This window comes from Pectinatus sottacetonis, assembly GCF_015732155.1.
GTDB lineage: Bacteria > Bacillota > Negativicutes > Selenomonadales > Selenomonadaceae > Pectinatus > Pectinatus sottacetonis.
Genome location: NZ_WIQK01000001.1, coordinates 1,502,181 through 1,527,260 on the forward strand (window position 1 = coordinate 1,502,181; position 25,080 = coordinate 1,527,260).

A 25,080-nucleotide genomic window follows, 5' to 3' on the forward strand; every position below is an offset into this window, starting at 1 on the left:
TATAGCGGTGATAAGATGAAGAAAGAAATAAAAGACAAAATCACTGCCGAAGTGGAAAATTGGGAATATATGAAGGAACTTCCGGAAGAATGCCATGGATTTAGGCTGGTACGTCTTATGCGGGAAAAAGGAGATATGTTGGATTTATATCGCTATGAAAATGATGAGGCGCATCGCAGTATAACAATTTATTACCATGAGGAAACGAGTGAATATAAATTACGTATGCGTATAGGCCTTACGGAGTTTTGTGTGATTGAATACATATATGCCCGATTAGAGGATTTTCAGAAAATATTAGAAAGCCGTTGTAATAATTTATTACTTGACATGGCAGTTTTTAATCCGAAACATATTTCGTCTATTGTACATGACAAGAAAGTTATGCAGTGGGATTACCGAAAAAAGCTGCCAGCTGTGTCGAAAGGTTTTGAGTTGTTTATAAAACCCAATGAACCGGTACGGGTGATAAATGGCTCGTATATTATCTTTGACTATAGTGATTTCTTAAATAAAAGTAATTTTATAATTTATTATAATGTATTTCGTGATGAATTTTTTGGGGAAAGTCGTGTTTTTGACATACCTGAGGTAAGTTATGATTTTGATTCACATGAGTTGGAAGAATTAATTGATAAGCTGGACATAAAGCTTCTTCCGCACTTAGAAAAGCTGCGCAGAAGAATAGAAGAAAAATAAACATAAATATAAATAAAACACCTCAAACTTCCTGTCCGTATTAAAACAGTGGGAATTTCGAGGTGTTTTATATTAAGAGAAATTTAACTGATATTATTCTACAGCATTTACAGCATTTAATACTTTTTGAGCCATTCCTTTCATTTTGGTGGTAGGAACGGAACATACGGCAATGCGTACGCCTGCTTTTAACGGAACGGCAAAAATGAGATCGTCATGCATTTTATTGCATACAGCAGCAGAATCTTTTGCTGGTATAGATAAGAAAAATCCTGCCTTATAAGGTAAAGCATTCAGTCGGCAGGCATTTGCTTCTTCCATGAAGATGGCACCACGGCAGCGAGTCATCTGATAAAGAGCATCCCGTTCTTTTTCAAATTCTTTCTGCAGAGTTTTATCCTTGTTAATAGCGACAAGAAGTGCCATGGCACCATGATTAATGTTTGACCATGTAGCCCGGCTGCTATATTTATTTATGTTAGCGAATTCAGTAATTATTTCTTTGGAAGAGGATAAGCCGATCATTGAGCCGCATCTCTGTCCATATACTGTATAACCTTTTGACATACTAAAAGTAAAAATAGTCAGTATATTATCAGGCAGGTTAGAAAACTGTTCCATAAAACGGCGGGTTTCATTTTTTTCACCAGCATAATCAATATAAGCGATATCGACCATAATGGTGATTTTTTTGCCAGTAGTCTTGGCATGTCTTTTACATACAGCAAGAACATTTTCCCAGTCTGTTTCGCTTAGACTGTAGCCGGTTGGATTATGGGCCGGAGTGTTAATTATGATCAGCAGTGAATCCTGCTTGGACATAAGATGGTCTACTTTATCGGTAAAACCGGCTATGTTGAAATTTTGTTTTTCATCAAACAGGGGATATGTTACGAGTTTTCTGCCTGCTTCACGGCACAGCATGTTATATGTTCCCCAGAACCAGTCGGAAGTCAGGACGCTGTCACCTGCTTCTGTATAATTCCAAATGGTATGGTGTATGCCACCTGTCCCGCCTGCTGTAGCAACTGCTGCAGTATATCCATCAGGCCGATGATCCCCAAAAGAAAGTGCGGTAGTCATATCTAGATATTCCGGGACACCAGAAATGGGAGCATAAGAGATGAGATCATTTATTGGCAAGGTCCGTAAAACTTTTTCAACGATAGGAATACATGCCAGGTTCCCATTATCATCCATTATTGCTCCAATTGTGGCATTGGTTACTTTTTCGCTGCCGTATTTGGCAACAGCCTCTTTACAAGCGGCACTTGCGCCGAAAATAACATCTTTTGCTACTTTTCCTACTGAGTGAGAAGCAGCCATACTTGTAGTCAAAATAATTACCCCCAAATTTAATAAATATAGTATTAGTTATCATATAAATAATAGATATAACTGCATTAGCATAAACACAATTATAATTATAAGCAGTTTTATTTTCAGGATATAGCTCTAAACTAATTGTGAAATTATTAACTTCGGGATATTTCTTTTTATTCCTGCCATTATACAAAGTGTATTCATGTATACTTTGTATAATTTATTATAAATCATATATTTACTGTGTTGGTGATGTTATGAAATTCTATTTATATTATGATATAATTAGTAAACTAAGGGTTGTAATCAGAATAACTTTATAGTAAGGATAATAGTTGTTTTAAGATAAAGCGGCGTTATCTGCAATAAATTTAATAGTGATAGGTGCTTTATGGAAGAAAAAAATTTTAGTTTATATACGGCTTCAGCAGCACAGACCAAGCAGCTGGGTGCTTTACTGGCAAAAGCGGGACGAAATGGTATTGTCATATGTATGGAGGGCGATTTAGGAACAGGTAAGACTACTCTTACACAAGGATTGGCAGGTTTTCTGCATATTACTGATGCTGCAAGTCCTACCTTTAATCTTATGAATGTATATGAGGGAGATAAAATTATATATCATTTTGATTTGTATCGCTTAAATAGTGAGGAAGATCTTGAGGAAATTGGTTTTTATGAATATACACAGGAAGATGGGGATATAATAATTATCGAATGGCCGGATAGGTTTTTAACTGCAATGCCCGAAGATAATTTATATATAAAGATATATGCTCAGGAAAATAACAGACGGAAAATAATAATAACGCTGAATGGGAAAAAGTATTTTACTGCTTATGAGGAGCTGAGAAAATTATGCCAATTCTTGCGATAGATGCAGCAACAATGGTGTCAAGTGCGGCTGTGGCCGTGGAAAACAGATTGTTGTCAGAGGTTACTATGCAGCTGAAAAAACCACAATCGGAAGTATTGATGGGCCATATAATAAGTGCGCTGAAAATTGCGCATGTAGATAAAACACAATTGACCGCTATTGCTGTGAATGTGGGACCGGGTTCTTTTACAGGACTTAGAATCGGATTAGCAGCGGCGAAAATGATGGCTTATACGTTGAAAATCCCGATAATTGGTGTGGATATTGGAGAAGTGCTGGCTTATCATTATCCTGTGGATAATCTGTACAGTGCGGTATTCATTGATGCACAGAAGAACAATGTTTATTTCGCTATTTATAATTGGTGTAGCGGAATACTGCAATGTGTAGAAAATATGCAGGTACTTTCTCTGCCTGAAGCTGTACAAAAGTGCGAAAGCAGAGATAAGCAGGTAATCGCAATGGGAGATATAGTACAAAAAAAACAGGATGTTTTTCTTAATTGTAGTAATACAGTTGTTGCTCCACCGTATCGTGTGATGCCATGTGCTGCAAATACTGCCTTTGCCGGCTTGGAAAAGCTGAAAAGGGGAGAGGTGAGTAATGTAATGAACATGGAACCGCTGTATATAAGACGCTCGGAAGCGGAAGAACTGTGGGAGAAACATCATAGAGAAGAATAATATGAACATGATATTCAGGCAAATGCAGCCGTCAGATGCCGGGGCGGTAGAATTGGTGGAAAAGGCATGTTTTGCAATGCCGTGGTCGCGGAAAGCTTTTTGGGAGGAAGCGGCTAAAAAAGATGCATATTATTTATTGGCTGTGGACAAGAGTATGGATCGCGAAAAAGTTGTTGGCTATGTGGGTGTCTGGCTTATATTTAATGAGGGACATATAACAAATGTAGCCTTAATACCTGAGTATAGAGGCAAGGGTATAGCTTCCTTAATGATAAAGAACATTATTTCTGTAGTAAAAAAAAGGGCTATAGACTCTATGACTTTGGAAGTTAGACCTTCTAATGAAAAAGCAATAAGTTTATATAAAAAGTTTGGTTTTAAAAGTGTGGGACGGCGTCCGCATTATTATCTTAATAATAATGAAGATGCTGAGATTATGTGGCTGATTTTCAATGATATTTAATACCATAAGAAGTCTGTACACAATATCAGTAATGAATGTCATTGGAAATATGAATGGAGATGATAATAGATGCACCAATATTTATTTTATATTGGCAGCTTTCCGATAAGATCATATGGGTTAGTTTTATCGTTGAGTATAATTCTCGCAGTTGGTGTTGGTTATTTTTTAGCTAAACAAGATGGCAGATGGCATATGTATATTGTTGATATGGGAATATATTGCGGTCTGGCGGGTATTCTAGGGGCAAGATTATGGGATGTTTTCTTTTTTGACTGGGATTATTACGGACATCATATTACACAGATATTTAATGTATGGCAGGGTGGTATGGCAATACAAGGCGGTGTTTTTTTAGGTACTATTGTTGGAATATTGTATGCTAAAAAGCATAAAATAGATGTGCTGGCATTAGCTGATATCCTGGCTCCGGCAATAATTTTAGGTCAGGCTATAGGAAGATGTGCCAACCTCTTAAATGGTGATGCATTTGGAGCGCCTACCGGTACAGGGTTTGGCTTGATTTATCCGGTAACAACATTGGCTCATCAGGTATATGGCAATCAGCCTTTATGGCCGGCTGAAGTATGGGAAGGGCAGTTGGATATTGTTATTTTTGCGCTGCTTTTGATTTATCGCTCATTCAAACATGGCAGAGGACAAGCATTTACCCTTTATGTAATGCTTTATTCGGTAGCTAGATTTTTTCTGGAATTCCTTCGTGGTGATTATAGTGAACCTGTTTTTGGATTGTGTACTTCGGCGCAAATGACAAGCATAATTGCGTTTATAATAGCATTTTTTGCGTATATATATTTTGGTTGGCGGGATAGGAATAAGGGGGCAGAGTCTGAACAGAATAGAAATAATAAATTTGTTAGACATGGGAAAAAATAGGTATAATGATGTGATTCAGTAAATACATAGTATAAGAATTAAAAGGTTTTGATGGGGAGTATGATAAAGGGGACTAAAACATGGATTATAGAAAATATGTTGTAATGGTGGTGGCTTTTGTGATAACCGCTGCCAGTAGTTTAACAGTATCGGCAGCAGAACCTAATATTCGGGTGGGAATTTGGATTAACCAATCTAGTGTACTGGTTTCGAATAATGCAGTGTTTACAATAAAAGATCCGGGAACTAATGATGTGTATGGCAAATTTGATGCGGGTGATAAAGTATTGATCACGCAAAAAAATAATCGTTTATATATCAATAAGCTGCCTGTTAAAAGTATGGTAATTAGTATATCTTCTGTTGAAAAGGAATCCCGTACGCAGGTTAATGGAAAAACATATCGTGGGATAATTCTAATAAAAAGAGCAGTTAAGGGAATGACAGTGATAAATTATCTACCATTGGAGCAGTATTTATATAGTGTAGTACCGCAGGAAATGCCATCTTCCTGGCCAATGGCGGCTTTGAAGGCACAAGCTGTAGCAGCGAGAACATATGCTCTATACAGTATGCATCGCCATGAAAATGAAGGCTTTGATGTATGTGCTATGATACATTGCCAGATTTATGGTGGCAGCGGTGTAGAAAATGAAATTGCAAAACAAGCTGTTGATGAAACAAGAGGAAAAGTTATTTTTTATGAACATAAACCTATTTTCGCAGCTTTTCATGCAAGTTCTGGGGGAAAAACGGAAAGCAGCAGAGATATTTGGGGGACACCTGTTCCTTATTTAAAGTCAGTTACGGATTATGATCAGAAATCACCTGATTATCATTGGCAAATAAAAATGACACCAGAAAATTTATCAGAAAAATTGGCTAGAAACGGTTACGATATAGGCAAAATAAAATCAGTCACTTTGTCTGCTTTTGGCAGTGGGAGTGAAGATAGAAGCCCGGCAGGAGCGGTTAAAACTGTAATATTTACCGGAGATAAGGATACTGTTAAATTGACAGGCCGCGAGGTTCGACACCTTTTGGGCTTAAAAAGCAGTAAATTTGCTATATCAGTAATAGTGCAGTCACCAAAGAAGTTAAAAGTTACTATTGATAAGTATTCGGGTTATGGTAAGGATATAGCTGTTGCTCTGCCGGACTATCAAGTGCCTAATTCAATAACAGGGCCTAAAAGTATTCACCGTATAACAGGCCATGGAGGGGAACTGGTGCTTATTGATGGATATGGTGCGGGTCATCGTGTGGGTATGTCACAGTGGGGGGCTAAAGCCCTTGCTGATAAAGGATATGATTACCAAAAGATAATATATACTTATTATACAGATGTTTCTATTGGGAATATGTATAAATAATAAAAGGAGATTGAAGAGAAATTTATGTTATTGACGGATTTTGATTATGATTTACCAGAAGAGCTTATTGCCCAGACTCCGGCAGAAAAACGTGATCATTCACGTTTAATGGTATTAAATCGGCAGGAACAATCAATTGGGCATGAACATTTTTTTAATATAAAAAGTTTATTAAAACCAGGAGATACACTAGTTTTTAATAATACACGTGTGATACCGGCACGATTGATAGGTCATCGTGCTGAAACCGGCGGAAAGGTGGAAGTCTTTCTATTGCGCCGCCTAAATGGAAATAGATGGGAAACACTTGTAAAACCAGGGAAAAAAGCGCGTATTGGCGATTGTATAAAGTTTGGGGATGAACTTACTTGTACGATAAAGGAACATACAGATTTCGGAGGAAGAGTAGTAGAGTTTTTCTATAAAGGTATTTGGGAAGAAATTCTTGACCGATTGGGTCAGACACCACTACCACCGTATATACACGAAAAACTCAAGGATAAGGAACGATATCAGACAGTATATGCTAAAGAAAATGGCTCGGCTGCTGCTCCTACAGCGGGATTGCATTTTACGAAGGAATTGTTGCAGGAACTAAAAGATAGGGGTGTTAATCTGGAGTTTATTACACTGCATGTGGGACTGGGAACTTTCAGACCGGTAAATGAAAAAAATATTGAAGATCATGTCATGCATACGGAATATTTTCATATAGATGAACAGACTGCCCAGCGGATAACAGCGGCTAAGAAACGGGGCAGCAGAATAATTGCTGTCGGGACAACGTCTATACGTACTTTGGAATCAGCAGCGTTTGAAGATGGGACTTTACCGGCAAAAAGCGGCGAAACAGGAATTTTTATATATCCTGGATATAAATTTAAGATAGTAGATGGTATTATAACAAACTTTCATTTACCGAAGTCCACACTTATTATGCTTATAAGTGCTTTTGCGGGCAGAGAATTTGTTTTGAAGGCGTATAATATTGCTGTACAGGAACGGTATAGATTTTTTAGTTTTGGTGATGCAATGCTTATTTTGTAATAAGGTTAATATAGTAAAAGCCCTGCAATTTAATTAATTGCAGGGCTTTTACTATATTAACCTTATTAAGCAGTTTTGGGAAATTGCTCCCAAATACGACGAAAGGTGCCTTTTTGTACTTCTGGAGTACGAATGATTTTAGCTTCTAATTCATCCTTTGTTTTTATTGTGGCTATAGCAGCATATAAATCATCTAATGTTTTAAAATCTTCCATACACAATGAATTCAAATATGCATATTCAGGAATGGCAGCCATTTCCTTTTGCAGACGTATCCGATAAGCATCAGCATTATCATTATGGACACCATTTACTATTTGAGCAGTTGCCTTTAAGTCAAGCATTTCACGCATAGAATCACTCATCATAACAATATCAAATCCCTTCGCACTATAAATATAATTTTAATTATACAGCGCAGTCTTGTTATATGCAAGATGTAGTTAAATTGCTTATTATTAGTAGTTACTGCATGTTTTTGTAATTTGTTATTATTTTAGCAAATAAAGGGTCATTGGAAGTAATAGCAGAATATTTTTCTACAGCTTTTTCTATGCCATTATTTTTAATAAATAATTGTATTTCTACAGCCTGTTCATCTTTTTCATAGTCAAAATGATAACCGGAAGCGATAGCTTTTGCCAGGTAATCATTTTTTAGACCATATTCTTGTGCTAATACGGCGGGACCTACTAGGCGATCCCTGCGCCCAAGTTTTCTTATAGGAGAGCGGCCAACACGTACTACTTCGTCATGTAGTTCTTTTAAAGAAATACGTTTTAGAATTTTTTGGATAAATGTTTCTAATTCATCCATAGTGAAGGTGAATTTTTTAGTCATCATAGCAGCTGATTCACGCATAGTATTTATGACACTGGCATAAATATCTTTGTCATTTAAGGCATCATAAATGGTTGGCAGTTTTTTGTAGTAACCAAGGTAGGCGGCAGTGGCATGGCCGCAATTAAATACATAGAGTTTTCTTTCAAGATACATTCCCAGATTTTCAGCATATTCAGCACCTTTTATCGGCTGGCTGGCAGGATCTTTGAGCTTATTTTTTTCAATGACTAATTCAAATGATGTTTCGATCTGAGGAATGCGGATGCCATCTTGTTCGGTACTTAATGCAATGCGATCAACGGCAACATTGGGAAAGCAGCCAATAGAGTCAAGTTCTTTTTCTGTAAGAGATGATTTACATTCCATTAAGGCTTTTTTCAGCATATCAGTAGCATAAAATGCATTTTCACAAGATAGGATATTTACTTTTTCCTTGTTTTGGGAAAGACGCTGTTTGAGTCCTTTGGCTAAAGTAGAAGCTATTTTGGGCAGATTATCTACACAAACAGATGTTGTAATTATATCAGCGTTGACGATAGCTTCAATGGCCTTAGGTTCATCGGTTATAGGAGAAACAGCACATACATTGTCAATGAGTTCTTTGCGATAATTATCATTTATTATATAAATGGTATAATTGTTATTTTTGTTGATATAATCTACGGTGTGTTTGTCAACTTCGATAAATGTAATTTCAAATCCTGAATTATGCAATAATTCACCTATGAATCCACGGCCGATATTACCAGCACCAAAATGTACAGCTTTCACTATAAATTCCTCCTAAAATATTAATGCAGATTATTTGTATTATTATCTGCTGTTAGCTTAGATGGGACTGCCGCATAAACAGTAGTTTAAGTTGATAAAAATGCAAGGCATATTAATACGCTTTTACCTTTTTAGGATGACAAAAGGTAAAAATACATATTTATAAATAAAAATGGTTATATACGGCAGCCTCGTTGATTATTTTATAAATAAATCGTAAATTTCCTGTGCTGTTTTAGCATTTTTTAAGATTTCAACAGCATTTTCATTTTCATCAAGCATCGTAGCAATATTTGATAATATAGTTAAGTGTTCATTACCAATACCGGCAATACCGATGAGAATATAAGCTGTTTTATCAGCAAATTTTATGCCATCAGGAAATTGCAATATGCACAAGCCAGATGCTTTTATATCACTTTTAGCAGCATTGTCACCATGAGGGATGGCAACACCTTTGCCAATATAGGTGCTTACCTGCTGTTCACGCCGCAGCATGGCATCTATATAATTTTTATTTACGTAATTACCGTCAACAAGAATTTGTCCGGCCATTTTTATAGCAGTTTCTTTAGAGATGCTTTTAAGACCAGTTTTGATGTTAGAAATTTTTAGGATATTTTTGTTAAATGTAAAATTAGCTGGTTCTTCTACTGGAGTATCTAAAATTTTATTATGGGAACTTTTTTTGATGCGTTCAGCTAAAATATCAAAAACATTATTTTGCAAAAAATCTGTAACAAAAATATGCTCAGCTTGTGGTGATGCTTTTTCAGCACGTTCAGCTAATTTTTCATGTGATACGACGATCTGGGCATCAGCCGGGATATCTTCGATAGCACAATTGGTTATAGCAATATTGCTGAAGCCAGCTTTTTTAAATTTATTACGCAGAGCACTGGCTCCCATAGCTGATGATCCCATTCCAGCGTCACAGGCATAGATGATTTTTCTTATTTCAGAACCAGATACTACATTACCAGAAGTAGTTTTACCAAGATTTTTCATTGATTTCATATCAGATTGAGCTGCTTTTAGTGATTCATCACTATCATCATTTTTGGAAGCTTTTAATATTATAGAAGCTATTACAAAGGAAACAATTGCGGCAATGGTTACAGCGGCAATATTAGCTGCAAAAGCTCCTTTAGGAGTCATTGCCAATACGGCAAATATACTCCCTGGAGAAGCAGGGGCGATGAGACCGCCATGTAAAAGATGAAGGGTAAATACACCGCACATTCCAGCGGGAATCAAGGCTAAAAGGAGCAATGGTTTCATTAAAATATATGGAAAATAAATTTCATGTATGCCGCCTAGAAAATGTATGATCACGGCACCGGGTGCAGAACCCTTGGCAGCACCTTTACCAAATAGACAGAAAGCGAGCAGTACACCGAGTCCTGGGCCAGGATTTGCTTCAATAAGGAAAAACAATGATTTACCGAAATGTTGTGATTCTTGGATTCCAATAGGTGTAAATATACCATGATTAATGGCATTATTTAAGAAGAGAATTTTGCCCGGTTCGACGAGTATTGATACGAGTGGAATTAAATCGACTTTTACAAGAAATTCAACAGCCGAACGCAGAATGTTATTAAGACCAATAACTACGGGCCCAATGACTACGTAAGCCAGTACAGCCAGAATAGCGCCTAAGATACCAGCGGAAAAGTTATTTACCAGCATTTCAAAACCAGCGGGGATACTCTTTTGAAATGCATCATCAAACTTTTTGATACACCAGCCGCCAAACGGACCCATTATCATAGCTCCCAGAAACATTGGAATACTAGCACCAGCTATAACACCAGCAGTAGAGATTGCTCCGACAACGCCGCCGCGGTGCCCATAGACAGCCCGGCCTCCGCTATAGGCTATCAAAAGAGGAATCAGCCATTGAACCATTGGACCGCTAGCTTTAGCTAGATAGGCATTTGGTAGCCAGCCGGTAGGAATAAATAAGGCGGTTAAAAGCCCCCAGGCAATGAATGCACCTATGTTGGGCATTACCATACCGCTTAGAAAACGACCGAATACCTGGACTTTTTCCTGAATGTTACTGGCATTTGTGTTTTCATTCATAGTGTCGTACCTCCATAAAATTATATAATTATTAAAACTTTCCTGTAAAAACCTGCAAATTAATTGTAAGAATAGTGATTATAAGATAAATAAAAAGTTTCCCATTAAATACAGTATTCTTCATGATAAACTGAAAATTAATTTTAGTTTATCAATGTATTAATTTTTTCTTTTAAAAAATTTTTTAGAATATTTTCTAAAGTATATTTTATTTCTGTTTTATTATTGTTGGCTATAGTTGAAGATAATAACCAGTTTTCAATAAGAGCTTCTGTAATACTACCCATTGTTTCGGGAAGTTCTGGTGTACAATGATGGGGAATTATCATGACTACAGCAGCGATGAATTTAGTGTGACAATCAGACTCAAGTTCAAGTGTGCTATCATTGAAACGGATAATAGCAAAATGGGCAGATTCAACACTGCTGCGGCAGTGCAGAAGAATGATTTTTTGTTTCTGTAAAACAGTATGCCCATAATCTTCTCTTGCAGTAAGATCCTTTGTTATGATATTAGGAGAAGCTTTTACATCATGGATATTTGTGCTTATTACATTTATAATGTCATTTATTGAGGTAATATTGTTAATATTTAGGAATATGAAATTATCTAATATGTTTAAGATAGCTTTTTGATAATAAATTAAATGTAAAAGTTGTTCTTTAAAAGAAAGACTTTTTTTTGCTACTGTGAGTTTCTTTTTGGTTTTTCGCTTGAAATTAGTTAAAAAAGTATTTATCGTTGTAATATCAGTATTCTTTAATAAAGGATTAACAGTAATTACTGGGATTTCTGCATTGGGAATGGGAACAGTAGAAATGATGAAATCAATTTGGGTATTAACCTCAGCATTTGAAGTAAGACGCAATGCTGAAATTATATCAATAATTTGGATATTAGGAAATTCATGTTTTATACGCGAGGCTAAAAGTTTTGAAGAGCCAAGACCAGTGGGACAAGCAATTGCTGCATGATATTTATCATTTGGCTTCAGTGTTATATTTTCTAATGCAGCACCCAGATGCATAGCAATATAAGCTATTTCTGACTCTGGGATGGGGCCTTTTACTATAGAATGTAAAACATTGCAGCAAATTTTGCTTACGTCCATTAAAGACGCATATTCTTTTTTTATGTCATTTAGAAGAGGATTTCTTATTTCCATACCCATTTGCAGCCTACTTATGGATGGCCCTAAGTGATTAACAAGACCTATCAATAATTTTTCATTATTATCGAGCAATTGGCCTGTTTCGATTTGAGCAATTTTTATTATTTTTTTTGCTATCTGTACAAGCTGGAAATTGGGAATAAATGTGGTGCTGCCTGTATAATATTGATTTCGTGTACCCATGAGATGCATAGCAATATAACCAATTTCGGCATCGGGTATATTGATGTCAAATACTTTTTCAATTTCCTGGGCAAGTTGCTTACTGATAGAAAATTCATGTTTATTAGAGATTTCTTTGAAAAATTTATCATCAAAAGTAATTTTCTCATTTTGTCGCATTCGTTGAATGGCTAAAGCCAGATGAATTAAAAGTCCAGCATAAGCATTATCTGATAGTTTAAATCTAGCAGCAGCTTCTACATGATGAATAACAGTTTCCAGTTTGTATATAATTTGAGTATCTACAAGATGCAGCAGCCGCTGGGAAGACGTGATAAGGGAACTTTTTTCTGTTGGGCCATTGGACAGGGTATCATGTAGAATTTCTATTAAGTCAGTTTCGTTTATATTTTCGTAAATATAATGCAAAATGGCTTTGCGGATATTTTTTTCTGAACCGCTTACATAAACACCTAATCCAGGTTTGCGAATGAGTGATAACTCATGGCTTATAAACCATTTTTCCAATTTATCCAGGTCGGTACTTATTGTGCTTTCTGCAACATTTAGTTCTGAGGCCAGCTCAAATAATTTTATGGGCTGTTGATTTTGCAATAAGCGTGCTGTCAGAAAAGAGTATCTTTCTTGTGGTTGATAAATAAGCTGCTCTGGTGCAGAGATAAAAGCAGTTTTTATTTTGGCAATAGTTTTTTTGCTGCATTTTAAAGCTATGCCTACACCCTGTTTTTTATCCAATGCAACGTTATAACTGGATAATAGTTTATCTATTTTCATGAGCTCACGTGTAATTGTTTTTGTACTTACATTTAATTTTTCGGCAATTTCCCTGATAGTTATAAAACTTTTTTGTTCACATAAAATAAGGATAATATTTTTTATTCGCGAACTTAATATGGTATTATTCAATTTCAGCCTCCTAATGATCAGTTAGAAGCAAATCAATCGTCAACGAATAACTTATAAGTTATTTTTATTATAAGGTATAAGTTGCATAGATACAATTGAAAGTCATATAGATAAGTATGTATCTGTTTAGGACAAAACTGAATAATAAAAAAAGACTGTTGTATATAATCCCTTCGCCTTCATAAAGTGCAATGTTCCACCACTTTTCTTATTTTTTAAGAAAAGTGGTGGAATATGTGCTTATGAAATTAATGTAGGGTGTACAGCAGTCTTTTTATTAATAATGTATATTATAATTTGTTTATATCAATATCTTGAATATTAGTGACAATCATGTCAGTAATACTTAAATCTTGCTTGCCACTACTGGGATTTTGAAAGCCAATGCATATCATGCCGGCGGCTTTTGCAGCAGCAGCACCATTATTAGAATCTTCTAAAACAACACAGTCAGCAGGTTTAAGTGAAAGTCTTTGAGCGGCAGCAATGTATATATCAGGAGCTGGTTTACCATGTTTTACCTCATTGCCGCTCAAAAGGAAACTGAAATAATTATTTAAATGAAGGTTGGAAATACTCGCTTTTATAAATTCAATGGGAGAAGATGAGGCAACAGCTGCGGGAATATTGGCATTGTACAGATTTATGAGTAATTCTGGAATACCATCTATAGGTTTTAACGGCGTAGTTCGTATACCTTCCAACAAGCGGTTGTCGTAAATTTTGACAGCATCTTTTATAGAGATGTCAAGGGTAAAATCTTGTTTTATTTTAGTAAAAATATTATTTATAGTAAGTCCGCATAGGGATGCTAAATAGTCATCAGCTGGGTAGATATTATATTTGGCAAGCACTTCTGAAATAATTTTATTATGAAAGGGTTCGCTGTTTATTATTACTCCATCCATGTCAAAAATGAAAGCCTTCATATGAGAATCCTCCTAAAAATTTGGTGTTATGAGCTGAATATATGGGTCAGAACAAGAAAAGACTGCCACAATGGGATGGCAGTCTTAACAGATAATCAACAATATTATTTATTCAACTGTTACTGATTTTGCCAGGTTACGAGGTTTATCAACATCACAGCCGCGTGTTATTGCTGCATAATAAGCTAGCAACTGTAAAGGTACAACAGTTAAAAGTGGAATTAACAATTCATCGGTATAAGGTACTTTTATAACATGATCTACATATTTGATAAGATCATTATCGTTTTCTGAAGTTATGCCGATAACAACAGCGTCACGTGCCTTAATTTCTTTGATGTTGCTAATAGTTTTTTCATAGACGCTTTTCTGGGTGGCAAGGGCAATTACCGGAACGCCCTTGACAATAAGAGCTAATGTGCCATGCTTCAATTCTCCGGCAGCGTAAGCTTCTGCGTGTATATAGGAAATTTCTTTTAGTTTTAATGCTCCTTCAAGAGCAACATTATAATCAAGGGAACGACCAATAAAAAATACATCTTCATTGAAACCATATTTTTTGGCAAAAGTTTTTATTGGTTCAGGGTCTTCAAGGGTGCGGCTGATTTGATCGGGTAGTTCACGTAGCTGAGTTAAAAGTGACTTTGTACGTTCAGCTGAAATACATTTTTTTAAATCAGCCATATACATGGCAAGCAGGAACATTGTGACTAGCTGAGTTGTATATGCTTTAGTAGAGGCAACTGCTATTTCTGGACCGGCCCATGTATAAATAACTTCATCAGCATCACGGGCAATCGATGAACCTACTACATTGGTAATGGCCAGGGTTTTAGCACCAAGACGCTTGGTTTCTTTTAATGCTGCCAGTGTATCACTTGTTTCACCTGATTGACTGATTGCTATTACCAATGTATGCTCGTCAACAATAGGTGAACGATAGCGGAATTCAGAGGCAATATCTACTTCTACTGATATACGGGCCAGTTTTTCAATATAATACTTACCGACAAGTCCGGCATGATAAGCTGTACCACAGGCTACGATGAAAATTTTATGGAAGGAGTTAAGATATTCCTTATTCCATTTTAATTCGTCGAGAATAACATGGGAATTATCTTTGGCAATACGTGGTGTAACAGTATCACGGACAGCTTTAGGTTGTTCATGTATTTCTTTAAGCATAAAATGTTCGTAACCGCCCTTTTCAGCAGCTTCGGCATTCCAGTTTACTTCAAATACTTTTTTAGTTATTGGCAATCCTTCATGATTGGTTATCCAGATAGAATCTTTTTTTACAACGGCTATTTCACCGTCATTAATTATATAATTACGACGTGTATAACCGATAATAGCGGGAATATCGGAAGCAACGAAATTTTCTCCTTCACCCAAACCTATTACTAGAGGATTGTCTTTTTTAGTACAAATGAGTTCATCAGGATCTCTTCTTGACATGAATAAGAGAGAATAGGACCCTTCAATACGCTTTAGAACTTCGCGCACAGAGCCTTCAAAGTCACCATCGTATAATTCTTCTAGCAGGTGAACAACAACTTCAGTATCTGTTTCAGACAAAAATTTATGTCCTTTTTTTGTCAGATCTTCTTTCAAGCTCATGTAATTTTCGATAATACCATTATGGACTACAGCAAAATCACCTTTGCAGTCCATATGGGGATGGGCATTTACATCCGATGGTCTGCCATGAGTAGCCCAGCGTGTATGACCAATGCCGATTGTTCCTTTGGGTTCATGGTTTTTAATTTTTTGTTTTAAAGCGTCTAGACGTCCAACGCATTTTTCTAAATTTATTTTATTGCCGTCAAAGACAGCAATACCGGCTGAATCATAACCACGATATTCAAGTTTGGTAAGCCCATCAATTAAGAATGGTTCAGCCTGTTTATTCCCTACATAACCAACAATACCACACATATAAAGATACCTCCAAAATAAGATAGTTATTAAAGATGTATCTGCCAATCCGTAATCTTTGTATTGTGCCGCAGGTTACCCGGCGGTTTTGACAAATTTTATCGACTGGATTAGGGCCGAGAGGCATCCGCTGAATTATCGACAACCTCTTCCTCGTCCTCTTAATAAGAGCCAGCGCTAAGCAAAAAGCTTTTTAGTAAAATAGAAACTAGCCTCCTTTATTTATCCACTCATTGTAGTCATGGCAGATGATGACAAATGAATGTTAATGGATATAAAAAATGATATTTTTCCATATCCATCATATTCTAATATATACTGCTTGATTGGTCAAGTTTTTATTAATTGATTTTGGAGAAGGAAAATTTTCTAGGGGATAAGGGATATTTATAAAATCCTACTGTTGGTACGAGCATCAATGTTTTGTCAATAATATTTTTTGTATTAAATTTTCATCATTAAAATTTAGATTTTTATTTATACCAGTTCCTAATTTAATTTTGGGTTTGATTTTCTCGCCATGAAAATCACTGCCACCGGTTATTAATAGCGAGTGCTTATGGGCTAGAGATAATGACAGCTCAGTATCTTGTATAGTATTTTCACTATGATAACATTCAAGTCCGGCCAGTCCTGCTTTTTTTAATATGTCAATAAATGTGTTCAGCTCAGCAAAGGTTTTTCCCTGTCGCATAGGATGTGCCAAGACGGGAATTCCCTGCATTTTTTTTATCATCTTAACAGCATCTTTTACTGTTGGATGTGGGTCTTTTATTTTGTGGAACTCAGAGTTATCAAGATATTTGTCAAAGGCTTCTTTGGTTGAACTGACATATTTGCGGTCAAGCATTGCCCGGGCAAAATGTGGTCGGGCATAAACTTTGTGCTGGGCATATTTATCAATGTCAGACCAATTTAGATTGATACCGTATTGTTTTAGAAAGGTCAGGATCAGTGCAGCTCTTTTTTGGCGCAGATATTTATTGTGTTTACATATTTTATGGGTAATAATCGATTTATAATTAATATTATAGCCTAAAATGTGAATATTTTTGCCGCGGGCATTTATTTCTATGCCCGGAATAAAGAGAATATTTAATTGCTTAGCAGCTTGAACTCCTTCTTCTAAAGCGTCTATGGTATCATGGTCGGTTATTGATAATACTGAAATCCCCGCTTTTTTTGCGGCATAAACGAGCTGTGTTGGCGTATACTGTCCATCCGATGCCAGGGTATGGCAATGTAAATCCATCATAATTTTCACCTCACTATAACTATTTTTATTGTAACGAAAAAATAATTGTGTAGCAAGAAAAACAAAAGAATTAGTTTTAAGTGATAGTTTATTATAAAAATAAGCAGCCTCTGCTTTTAGAAGTGCAGAAGCCGCTTATATATGAGCTTTAGTATTATTTATCTGGCAATTTCTTTGGTACTGTTAAACTCAGGCATAGATATAAAAATTGTTATTTATCACAGTTCCTGTTTTCATCGCAAAAAAGAACTTTTTCGCCATCAAGTATTTTGTTCGTAGTTCTTACGGCACACATTTTGCCGCACATTGAGCAGGTATGGCGTTCTGATGGAGGTGTGCTTTCATAGTATTGTTTTGCCTTTTGAGGATCGATGGACTCTTTGAACATGGCATCCCAGTCAAGGTTGTGACGGGCATCAGCCATACGGTTATCCTGGTTTCTTGCTCCGGGAAGTTTGTTAGCTATATCGGCAGCATGGGCAGCAATTTTAGTGGCAATTATTCCATCACGAACATCATTGAGATCAGGCAGCCTTAAATGTTCAGCAGGAGTTACATAACAAAGAAAATTAGCACCGTTAGCAGCAGCAATGGCTCCGCCTATGGCAGAGGTTATGTGGTCATATCCAGGGGCAATATCTGTGACTAATGGACCTAATACATAAAATGGGGCATTATGGCACAGTCTTTTCTGCAGTTTCATATTAGCAGCAATTTCATCAATGGACATATGTCCAGGACCTTCAACTAAAACCTGTACATCGGCTTTTCTAGCACGCTCAGTAAGATAGCCTATTTCAATTAATTCACCAATTTGTCCAGCATCAGTGGAGTCATCAAGACAGCCGGGACGTAAAGAGTCGCCAATGGATATAGTGACATCATGTTCACGCAGTATTTCAAGAACATTATCATAATGTTCAAAGAAGGGGTTTTCATTGCCGGTCATTTGCATCCAGGCAAATAGAAGAGAACCGCCGCGAGATACGATATTCATTCTTCTGCCAGAGCGCTTGAAACCTTCGACAGCTCGGCGATTTATACCGGCGTGAATGGTCATAAAATCTACGCCTTCTTTAGCATGTGCTTCTAGCACACGGAGAAAATCATCGGCAGTCATTTTTAATAGATCCTTTTCCAGATAGCCTATGGCGTCATACATGGGAACAGTTCCGATCATGGCTGGAGAATATGCGATCAGTTTTTCGCGAAATTCATGTGTCTTGCCATAATTTGACAGGTCCATGATAGATTCAGCGCCCATTTTAACAGCCATTTTTACTTTATCCATTTCAAGATCATAATTTTTGGCATCTCCTGATATACCAAGGTTTACATTAATTTTAATTTTTAAGCCGTCACCTATTCCTTCGGCGGAAAGAGAGCTGTGGTGAATGTTAGCTGGTATAGTTATGGTTCCGTTGGCAACACGTTCTCTAATCCAATCAGCAGTTCGATTTTCTTTTTTGGCAACAAGGGCAATTTGGTCGGTAATTATGCCTTGTTTTGCCGCTTCCATTTGAGTTTTATATGACATATGTATCCTCTTTTCTGCCATTTATGGCATAATTGATTTTGGTTAATAAAAAAAGTCTGCTTTATAGAAAAGCAGACTTTTCCTTCTTTTATCAGCTTCCCTACAATGGTATTAACCAACAGGTTCAAAGGGTTGGGCAAAGCCCTCTCAGCATAAGAGCACCCCTGCAGAATTAGTCTAACAAAATATAGTATTAGTGTCAAGCAGTTGAATCATTCATAAATAATAAAATTATTTTTTAGTATATATTTTACTTCATGCGAAATAAAAATACAACTTATACAAAGAAAAAATAAAACAAGGAATTTAATGAATTTTATCGAAATATAAAATATAAAGATTACAAAAATAAAATGTTTTGCTAAATTTTAATAAAGAGGGTGCGGCAATGAATGAATTAAAATCTATCTTAGTACCTATTGACGGTTCCGTTCATTCGGAACATGCTATGAGAGAAGCTGCCTATTTAGCAGGATTGAGTAAGGCTAAAGTTGTTGTTTTATATGTTATTGACTTAAATACAGCTGTTTCTGCATTCGAACGGCTCAGTCTTAATGCGTATATTCCTGAGGATATAGATCAACAAGGCAAAAAAGTACTGGAAAAAGCTAAACAAACTATTGGTGATGTATCAGGGACAGAATATATTCTTAAGATTGGTGATCCTGCTAAAATGATTTTAAAATATTCTAAGGAATGTAAAGCTGATTTAATTGTTATGGGCAGTAGAGGCTTGGGAGCAATTAAGCAGATAATAATGGGAAGTGTGAGCCAATATTTGGTTACACATGCGGACTGCCCTGTGTTGACAGTCAGATAAGCAATTTTTTATAAATAAAAAAGATGCGGCAAAATGATTTCTCATTTTGCCGCATCCTTTTTTATTTATTCAGCAGTAAACGGTAGTAATGCAATATTACGAGCACGTTTAATAGCTAATGTTACCTGACGCTGATGGCGTGCGCAATTACCGGAAATACGACGTGGTAAAATTTTACCACGTTCTGTAATAAAACGACGTAATTTTGCAACATCTTTATAATCAATAGATTCTACTTTATCTGCGCAGAAACTGCAAACTTTTCTTTTTGGCCTTCTGCCTCTATCACGTTTAACCAATGTAAGTACCTCCTATAATGAAATTTTTACCACTTAATAAGCTGCCTTTGTGGCTGTTCCGTGAATTTCACGGTTTTACGATTCATTTCACTACATCTATATTGTTTAAAGACTGTAGTGAAATGGATAATCCTTAACTAAAAGGGGATTTCTTCATCAGGGGGTAATTCCGAACCAAAAGATGCAGCTGAACCTGCATTTGAAGATGGAGCTGATGGTTTATTGGAAGTATCGATGTTAGTACCAGCACCAGCAGGACGTGAACCCATAAATTCGATATCATTAGCGATTATTTCGGTTACATATCGTTTAGAGCCGTCTTGTGCATCATAACTGCGTATTTGTAAATGGCCGTCAACAAGTATCTGACTGCCCTTTACTAAATTATTTCCGCATATTTCAGCAAGTTTCTGCCATGCGACAATATTGAAGAAGTCAGCAGTATTCTGCTGATCACGAGAAAAACGCTTATTTACAGCCAGACGAAAAGATGCTACTGCTTTTCCAGTCTGGGTATAACGTACTTCAGGATCAGTTGCAAGCCGTCCTGCTAAAATAACTTTGTTCATAGTTTTTCCCCCTGAAATAAATCATTTTTCATCTAATCTGATAATCATATGTTTTAATATTTCATCAGTAATTTTCATTACACGATCAATTTCATCAGCACAGTTAGATTCAGCACTGATATCAAACAAACAATAATATCCGTCCATGCAGCCTTTTATTTCATAGGCAAGACGCTTTTTGCCCCAGCGATCTTCATTATCGATGGTACCGCCATTATTAGTAACAAGATTAGAAAATTTTTCAATTACGGCATTAGTTTGTTCTTCTTCCATTGGTCTTACAATAAATATGACTTCGTATTTTCTCACGAAATCACCTCCCTCTCTGGACTATCGGCCCTTTTATAAGGGCAGGGGATTCAAAAATAAATTTTGAAACCAGTCTAAATTATTATTAACTATAAAATTATAGCATTAAGCTCAAGATATTACAAGAGATTTTTAATTACTTTTTTTACCACGTGCTATAGAACAAAAAATACCGATACTGCAGATTATGGATAAGATGAAAAGAACCATTTTTATACCTGCTAATAAATTATTATTATAGCTTGAAATTAGTGAACCAGTTGTGTAAATAGATAAAAGCAGATTGACTATTGCCATACTAGTAGTTTGTCCAAACATGCGCATTGCTGCCAAAATAGAAGAGGCTATGCCATAAAAATTTTTACTGACAGAACTCATTATCGCATTGTTATTAGGAGAGGAAAATAAAGCAAAGCCTATCCCAATAAATAGTAATACACTTCCTATATAATACAATGAAGAATTATCATTAATAAGTGATAATAAAAATAAACCAAAGGCAGTAATAGACATGCCAATAGATGAGATTACACGTGGCTCATATTTATCAGATAGGGAACCGGCAATTGGAGATAGAAGAGACATCATTATAGGCTGTAATAATAGTACCATGCCTGTATTTAATGGAGTAAAGTCACGAATTATTTGCAAGTACAAAGATACAACAAAAGAGATACCAAAAGTGGCACTGTAATTTATGAGGGCAGCAAGATTAGACATGGCAAAAACGGTATTTTTGAATAGGGAAAGTTTAACTAATGGATATTGAGTGATAGCCTGTCGTCTGATAAAAATTAAACAGATAATTATTCCTCCGAGGAGAAACAATTTTGCTGTTGGATGATATATATAAGAAGAAAACCCATATAGAATACTTGAAGCTGAAGTAGCATATAAAACAGCGCTAATAATATCAAATTTATCATTTGGATTACCATACCAATCTTTATGAACAGGTATTATAATGGCAACGCTGATAGTAAGGCCAATTGCTGTAAAAATAAAAATAGCTCGCCAGCCGAAAAATTCTGTAAAAGCACCGCCAATAACCGGACCTAATGACAATCCCATATATACACATGAGGCACAAAACCCGATTGCATGGCCGCGTTTTGTAGCTGGATGACTGGCTATGAGCATGGCCATACCTGTGGCAAAGTTCATTGACATGCAAACTCCCTGCATGAAACGAAGCAAGAGTAAAGTGTTTAGTGATGAAGCGAAAATGCAAGTAGTAGTGGTTATTATTACACCAATACAGCCATATTCATAGACTTTTTTTCTGCCCTTTATGTCAGCATATTTACCCCAGGGAAGCAGAAAGCAAACTGCACCTAATAAAAACAGCGTTAGTATCCATGTTAAATTTTCTACATTCAGGCCATATTCTGAAGCCATATAAGGTATGGCAACATTTACGGAACTGGCCATAAAAGGCCCAAAAAAAGATGTTATCAATACAGAGATGAAAATACGTTTTTCATTCATAAGATAATAAATGTCCCTTCATTATATTTGAGTAAGTTATTCGACATTGGAGTATCATATGGCCTTTATTTAAAAAAATTATTAATGAAATATATTATTAAAATAATATGGTATTGACTTTGAATTTAACTGGTGATATAGTGATAGAAGATAATAGCACGCCATAAGCTTAATAACGGCAGTGGGGCTGTTGTAATGAAACAGTTACAGGCTGATTAGAAATCTAAAGGCTTGAACGAATGGTATACATTTGTTCAAGCCTTTAATTTTAGAAGGGGAAATATATATGAAAAATAAATATAATAAAATAAGTTGGGTATATTGTATGGCTAACGGGCGATGTTTGTACTGATAGATAAGACAAAAATTTATTAAAAATATAATTTTATTTACTGGGAGGATTTATCATGGCTAAAATTTATAATAGTATCACACAATTAATAGGAAATACCCCTTTGTTAAGGGCACAAAATTATATAAAGAAATATAATTTGCAGGCAGATATTCTAGCTAAACTGGAATATTTTAATCCGGCTGGTAGTGCCAAAGATCGCATTGCAAAATCCATGATAGAAGATGCTGAAGCGAAGGGAATACTAAAGAAAAATTCAGTCATAATTGAACCGACGAGTGGAAATACAGGTATAGGGCTGGCAGCTATTGCGGCTTCACATGGTTATAAGACGATCATAATAATGCCGGAAACCATGAGTGTAGAGCGGCGTAATTTAATTAAAGCATATGGGGCAGAAATTATTTTGACTGATGGGGCAGCTGGAATGAAAGGCGCAATTGCAAAAGCTGAAGCGCTGGCTAATGAGATACCAAATTCATTTATTCCATCACAATTTACTAATCCGGCAAATCCTAAAGCTCATTTTTTGACTACAGGACCGGAAATATGGAATGATACAGAGGGAAAAGTAGATATATTTCTCGCTGGAGTTGGTACTGGTGGAACACTTTCGGGAGCAGGAGAATATCTAAAACAAAAAAATCCATCTATTAAGATTTATGCAGTAGAACCAGAAACTTCACCGGTTTTAAGTGCAGGGAAATCAGGGCCACATAAGATACAGGGTATTGGGGCTGGATTCGTTCCGGAAACACTTGATACAAAAGTTTATGATGCAGTTATAACTGTGTCAAATGAAGATGCGTTTAAATATGGCCGTGCTTTTTCTCAAATTGAAGGAGTCCTCGTGGGGATATCTTCGGGAGCAGCATTTGCAGCAGCTGTTAAGTTAGCACAAAAACCAGAAAATGCAGGTAAAATAATTGTAGTTATTATGCCTGATACAGGAGAACGATACTTATCTACGCCACTATTTAATTGATTGTGAAAATGAATAAGACTGGTTGTCACATAATACATATTTAATAAAAATGCATAGTCTGCTTTATTTTTCAGGATAACATATAGAGGTAAGTTATTGTATATTTATGAATAAAAATGATTGTGTGACAGCTGTATAAATAATACTATGTTTATTTCAGTTAAAAGAAATTGATAGGAAATAATTTAAAACAAAAAAATAGTAGTAGCTTATCAATTGTGTACAAATAAGAAAAATGTTTTCTATTATTATGAATTTACTGTAATAAGATGAATTATTATTGCAAATTTTATAACCTTCTATTATAATTAAAGACAGATTTATATAAAATGCTGAGAGGATATGTTCATATGGATATGATGAGTATTGCTGCAATGTCAGTGGGAATGAATCAGGAACAAATTCAGCAAAGTGTAGGAACCTCTGTTTTGGGAAAGGTTTTTGACGAAATGGAGTCATCGGCAGATATGATTTCTGAAATGACTGTTGGTTCTGATCCGAACGTTGGTGCTAATCTTGATATTAGTGTATGATTATACAGCTTTTCTGTAAATTTTATATAGCCTTATTTTGTTCGGTTTTTTTCATATTATCTGAGATGATAGTAATGTAGGTGTTTTCTGTTACTTGATATGGGTAGTTAATATATGGTAACTGTGAATGTATTTGTGAGTATTGTTTATTAGGTAGAAAACTTGCAGCCAGTTTTGGCGGGCAGAAGTTGCTACTGCCACAGAATTCTTTGACTTTAAGTGGATAAAATATGCTAAGTCAGGGTGAATGAATGGGTTTTGGAATGTAAGGAGAATTTACGGATGGATTATCAAGACAAGACTTTAATATGTAAGGAATGTGGAAAAGAGTTTGTTTTTACTGCGGGTGAACAGGCATTTTATGCAGAAAAGGGGTTTGAAAATGAGCCGGGACGATGCCATGAATGTCGCGGAGTTAAAAAACGCAGTCGGGGCGCGCAGACTGATCGTAAAATGTATGATGTAATTTGTGCAAAATGTGGTAAAAAAACACAAGTTCCTTTTGAGCCTAAATTAAATCGTCCTATATATTGTCGTGATTGTTTCAATGCCCTTCGTAATAAATCTGAGTAAGTAAAATCTATTGAATTAAAATGCCGGCAAAGGAGCACGGATTTCCGTGCTCCTTTTTACATAAAAGAGTATTAATGTTAGTAAAATGAAGCAGGTAAGACTATGTGGAATTTATAATTATGTGTTAATTTTATTCACTATCCATTGGGTGAAATTAAATTATATTAT

24 protein-coding genes and 1 riboswitch are annotated in these 25,080 nt (G+C 35.8%); of the genes, 11 read left to right on the forward strand and 13 right to left on the reverse strand.

Translation table 11 applies throughout. The annotated features are described in order from the left end of the window. Positions 1–15 precede the first annotated feature (15 nt). Positions 16–699: a hypothetical protein gene (locus I6760_RS06900; RefSeq protein WP_196593760.1), complete on the forward strand. Its 684-nt coding sequence runs from the start codon at positions 16–18 to the stop codon at positions 697–699. 93 nt (positions 700–792) lie between these two features. On the opposite strand, the gene I6760_RS06905 is transcribed toward I6760_RS06900, so the two are convergent. Continuing rightward, on the reverse strand, positions 793–2,037 hold the full coding sequence (locus I6760_RS06905; protein WP_196593761.1) for a pyridoxal phosphate-dependent aminotransferase: 1,245 nt from the start codon (positions 2,035–2,037) through the stop codon (positions 793–795). Positions 2,038–2,413: 376 nt separating this feature from the next. On the opposite strand from I6760_RS06905, the gene tsaE reads away from it, so the two are divergent. The 6 genes from tsaE (at position 2,414) to queA (ending at position 7,362) form a co-directional block, all read left to right on the forward strand. Then, entirely contained in the window at positions 2,414–2,899 is a 486-nt protein-coding gene (gene tsaE / locus I6760_RS06910) for a tRNA (adenosine(37)-N6)-threonylcarbamoyltransferase complex ATPase subunit type 1 TsaE (protein WP_196593762.1), read from the forward strand. Further along, on the forward strand, positions 2,881–3,582 hold the full coding sequence (tsaB, locus tag I6760_RS06915; protein ID WP_196593763.1) for a tRNA (adenosine(37)-N6)-threonylcarbamoyltransferase complex dimerization subunit type 1 TsaB: 702 nt from the start codon (positions 2,881–2,883) through the stop codon (positions 3,580–3,582). The genes tsaE and tsaB overlap by 19 nt, the downstream gene beginning before the upstream one ends. Before the next feature lies 1 nt (position 3,583). After that, positions 3,584–4,045 (forward strand): ribosomal protein S18-alanine N-acetyltransferase, encoded by a 462-nt coding sequence (gene rimI, locus I6760_RS06920; protein WP_196593764.1) that lies wholly within the window; start codon positions 3,584–3,586, stop codon positions 4,043–4,045. A 69-nt stretch (positions 4,046–4,114) separates the two neighbouring features. Next, entirely contained in the window at positions 4,115–4,942 is an 828-nt protein-coding gene (gene lgt / locus I6760_RS06925) for a prolipoprotein diacylglyceryl transferase (RefSeq protein WP_196593765.1), read from the forward strand. Between the two features lie 80 nt (positions 4,943–5,022). Then, positions 5,023–6,315: a SpoIID/LytB domain-containing protein gene (locus I6760_RS06930; RefSeq protein WP_196593766.1), complete on the forward strand. Its 1,293-nt coding sequence runs from the start codon at positions 5,023–5,025 to the stop codon at positions 6,313–6,315. Positions 6,316–6,339: 24 nt separating this feature from the next. Continuing rightward, positions 6,340–7,362 carry a tRNA preQ1(34) S-adenosylmethionine ribosyltransferase-isomerase QueA gene (queA, locus tag I6760_RS06935; RefSeq protein WP_196593767.1) on the forward strand — a complete coding sequence of 341 codons (1,023 nt, stop codon included), beginning with the start codon at positions 6,340–6,342 and terminating at the stop codon, positions 7,360–7,362. Between the two features lie 65 nt (positions 7,363–7,427). Here queA and I6760_RS06940 read toward each other — a convergent pair whose 3' ends face one another. The 8 genes from I6760_RS06940 to thiC all read right to left on the reverse strand — a co-directional run bounded on the left by I6760_RS06940 (position 7,428) and on the right by thiC (position 18,984). Further along, the gene (locus I6760_RS06940; RefSeq protein WP_196593768.1) at positions 7,428–7,730 is read right to left on the reverse strand and encodes a hypothetical protein; all 303 of its coding nucleotides are present in this window, start codon (positions 7,728–7,730) and stop codon (positions 7,428–7,430) included. Between the two features lie 97 nt (positions 7,731–7,827). Continuing rightward, positions 7,828–8,976: a mannitol-1-phosphate 5-dehydrogenase gene (locus I6760_RS12925; RefSeq protein WP_196593769.1), complete on the reverse strand. Its 1,149-nt coding sequence runs from the start codon at positions 8,974–8,976 to the stop codon at positions 7,828–7,830. A gap of 198 nt (positions 8,977–9,174) precedes the next feature. Then, the gene (locus I6760_RS06950; RefSeq protein ID WP_196593770.1) at positions 9,175–11,064 is read right to left on the reverse strand and encodes a PTS mannitol transporter subunit IICBA; all 1,890 of its coding nucleotides are present in this window, start codon (positions 11,062–11,064) and stop codon (positions 9,175–9,177) included. Positions 11,065–11,207: 143 nt separating this feature from the next. Continuing rightward, the gene (locus I6760_RS06955) at positions 11,208–13,325 is read right to left on the reverse strand and encodes a BglG family transcription antiterminator (RefSeq protein WP_196593771.1); all 2,118 of its coding nucleotides are present in this window, start codon (positions 13,323–13,325) and stop codon (positions 11,208–11,210) included. 290 nt (positions 13,326–13,615) lie between these two features. After that, positions 13,616–14,254 (reverse strand): HAD family hydrolase, encoded by a 639-nt coding sequence (locus I6760_RS06960; RefSeq protein ID WP_196593772.1) that lies wholly within the window; start codon positions 14,252–14,254, stop codon positions 13,616–13,618. 108 nt (positions 14,255–14,362) lie between these two features. After that, positions 14,363–16,192 carry a glutamine--fructose-6-phosphate transaminase (isomerizing) gene (gene glmS, locus I6760_RS06965; RefSeq protein WP_196593773.1) on the reverse strand — a complete coding sequence of 610 codons (1,830 nt, stop codon included), beginning with the start codon at positions 16,190–16,192 and terminating at the stop codon, positions 14,363–14,365. A 415-nt stretch (positions 16,193–16,607) separates the two neighbouring features. Then, the gene (locus I6760_RS06970; protein WP_196593774.1) at positions 16,608–17,447 is read right to left on the reverse strand and encodes a PHP domain-containing protein; all 840 of its coding nucleotides are present in this window, start codon (positions 17,445–17,447) and stop codon (positions 16,608–16,610) included. A gap of 211 nt (positions 17,448–17,658) precedes the next feature. Beyond that, positions 17,659–18,984 (reverse strand): phosphomethylpyrimidine synthase ThiC, encoded by a 1,326-nt coding sequence (gene thiC, locus I6760_RS06975; RefSeq protein WP_196593775.1) that lies wholly within the window; start codon positions 18,982–18,984, stop codon positions 17,659–17,661. Between the two features lie 79 nt (positions 18,985–19,063). After that, positions 19,064–19,160: riboswitch (TPP riboswitch) on the reverse strand. Between the two features lie 212 nt (positions 19,161–19,372). Here thiC and I6760_RS06980 point away from each other — a divergent pair. Continuing rightward, positions 19,373–19,804, forward strand: a complete 432-nt coding sequence (locus tag I6760_RS06980) for a universal stress protein (protein WP_196593776.1) — start codon at positions 19,373–19,375, stop codon at positions 19,802–19,804. Positions 19,805–19,869: 65 nt separating this feature from the next. Here I6760_RS06980 and rpsR read toward each other — a convergent pair whose 3' ends face one another. From rpsR to I6760_RS07000, 4 genes are all read right to left on the reverse strand, one after another. Then, a complete protein-coding gene (gene rpsR / locus I6760_RS06985; RefSeq protein ID WP_183860014.1) occupies positions 19,870–20,103 on the reverse strand; it encodes a 30S ribosomal protein S18 in 234 nt (77 codons plus the stop codon). A 137-nt stretch (positions 20,104–20,240) separates the two neighbouring features. Beyond that, positions 20,241–20,672, reverse strand: a complete 432-nt coding sequence (locus tag I6760_RS06990) for a single-stranded DNA-binding protein (RefSeq protein ID WP_196593777.1) — start codon at positions 20,670–20,672, stop codon at positions 20,241–20,243. A 21-nt stretch (positions 20,673–20,693) separates the two neighbouring features. Further along, positions 20,694–20,981 (reverse strand): 30S ribosomal protein S6, encoded by a 288-nt coding sequence (gene rpsF / locus I6760_RS06995; RefSeq protein WP_196593778.1) that lies wholly within the window; start codon positions 20,979–20,981, stop codon positions 20,694–20,696. A 132-nt stretch (positions 20,982–21,113) separates the two neighbouring features. Continuing rightward, the gene (locus I6760_RS07000) at positions 21,114–22,469 is read right to left on the reverse strand and encodes an MFS transporter (RefSeq protein WP_196593779.1); all 1,356 of its coding nucleotides are present in this window, start codon (positions 22,467–22,469) and stop codon (positions 21,114–21,116) included. A gap of 407 nt (positions 22,470–22,876) precedes the next feature. Here I6760_RS07000 and cysK point away from each other — a divergent pair, with 407 nt between their 5' ends. From cysK to I6760_RS07015, 3 genes are all read left to right on the forward strand, one after another. Next, positions 22,877–23,806: a cysteine synthase A gene (gene cysK, locus I6760_RS07005; protein ID WP_196593780.1), complete on the forward strand. Its 930-nt coding sequence runs from the start codon at positions 22,877–22,879 to the stop codon at positions 23,804–23,806. A gap of 350 nt (positions 23,807–24,156) precedes the next feature. Then, positions 24,157–24,339 (forward strand): YjfB family protein, encoded by a 183-nt coding sequence (locus I6760_RS07010; protein ID WP_196593781.1) that lies wholly within the window; start codon positions 24,157–24,159, stop codon positions 24,337–24,339. 282 nt (positions 24,340–24,621) lie between these two features. Further along, positions 24,622–24,912: a zinc-ribbon domain containing protein gene (locus I6760_RS07015; protein WP_196593782.1), complete on the forward strand. Its 291-nt coding sequence runs from the start codon at positions 24,622–24,624 to the stop codon at positions 24,910–24,912. Positions 24,913–25,080: the final 168 nt, after the last annotated feature.

Bases quoted from the DNA above. Each gene is read 5' to 3' on its own strand.
- I6760_RS06970 (WP_196593774.1), bottom strand. From the start codon at position 17,447: ATGATGGATTTACATTGCCATACCCTGGCATCGGATGGACAGTATACG.
- I6760_RS06990 (WP_196593777.1), bottom strand. From the start codon at position 20,672: ATGAACAAAGTTATTTTAGCAGGACGGCTTGCAACTGATCCTGAAGTA.
- cysK (WP_196593780.1), top strand. From the start codon at position 22,877: ATGGCTAAAATTTATAATAGTATCACACAATTAATAGGAAATACCCCT.
- I6760_RS06900 (WP_196593760.1), top strand. From the start codon at position 16: ATGAAGAAAGAAATAAAAGACAAAATCACTGCCGAAGTGGAAAATTGG.
- I6760_RS06960 (WP_196593772.1), bottom strand. From the start codon at position 14,254: ATGAAGGCTTTCATTTTTGACATGGATGGAGTAATAATAAACAGCGAA.
- tsaB (WP_196593763.1), top strand. From the start codon at position 2,881: ATGCCAATTCTTGCGATAGATGCAGCAACAATGGTGTCAAGTGCGGCT.
- queA (WP_196593767.1), top strand. From the start codon at position 6,340: ATGTTATTGACGGATTTTGATTATGATTTACCAGAAGAGCTTATTGCC.
- lgt (WP_196593765.1), top strand. From the start codon at position 4,115: ATGCACCAATATTTATTTTATATTGGCAGCTTTCCGATAAGATCATAT.
- glmS (WP_196593773.1), bottom strand. From the start codon at position 16,192: ATGTGTGGTATTGTTGGTTATGTAGGGAATAAACAGGCTGAACCATTC.
- I6760_RS07010 (WP_196593781.1), top strand. From the start codon at position 24,157: ATGGATATGATGAGTATTGCTGCAATGTCAGTGGGAATGAATCAGGAA.
- rimI (WP_196593764.1), top strand. From the start codon at position 3,584: ATGAACATGATATTCAGGCAAATGCAGCCGTCAGATGCCGGGGCGGTA.
- I6760_RS07000 (WP_196593779.1), bottom strand. From the start codon at position 22,469: ATGAATGAAAAACGTATTTTCATCTCTGTATTGATAACATCTTTTTTT.
- I6760_RS06950 (WP_196593770.1), bottom strand. From the start codon at position 11,064: ATGAATGAAAACACAAATGCCAGTAACATTCAGGAAAAAGTCCAGGTA.
- I6760_RS06940 (WP_196593768.1), bottom strand. From the start codon at position 7,730: ATGATGAGTGATTCTATGCGTGAAATGCTTGACTTAAAGGCAACTGCT.
- I6760_RS07015 (WP_196593782.1), top strand. From the start codon at position 24,622: ATGGATTATCAAGACAAGACTTTAATATGTAAGGAATGTGGAAAAGAG.
- I6760_RS06930 (WP_196593766.1), top strand. From the start codon at position 5,023: ATGGATTATAGAAAATATGTTGTAATGGTGGTGGCTTTTGTGATAACC.
- tsaE (WP_196593762.1), top strand. From the start codon at position 2,414: ATGGAAGAAAAAAATTTTAGTTTATATACGGCTTCAGCAGCACAGACC.
- I6760_RS06980 (WP_196593776.1), top strand. From the start codon at position 19,373: ATGAATGAATTAAAATCTATCTTAGTACCTATTGACGGTTCCGTTCAT.
- thiC (WP_196593775.1), bottom strand. From the start codon at position 18,984: ATGTCATATAAAACTCAAATGGAAGCGGCAAAACAAGGCATAATTACC.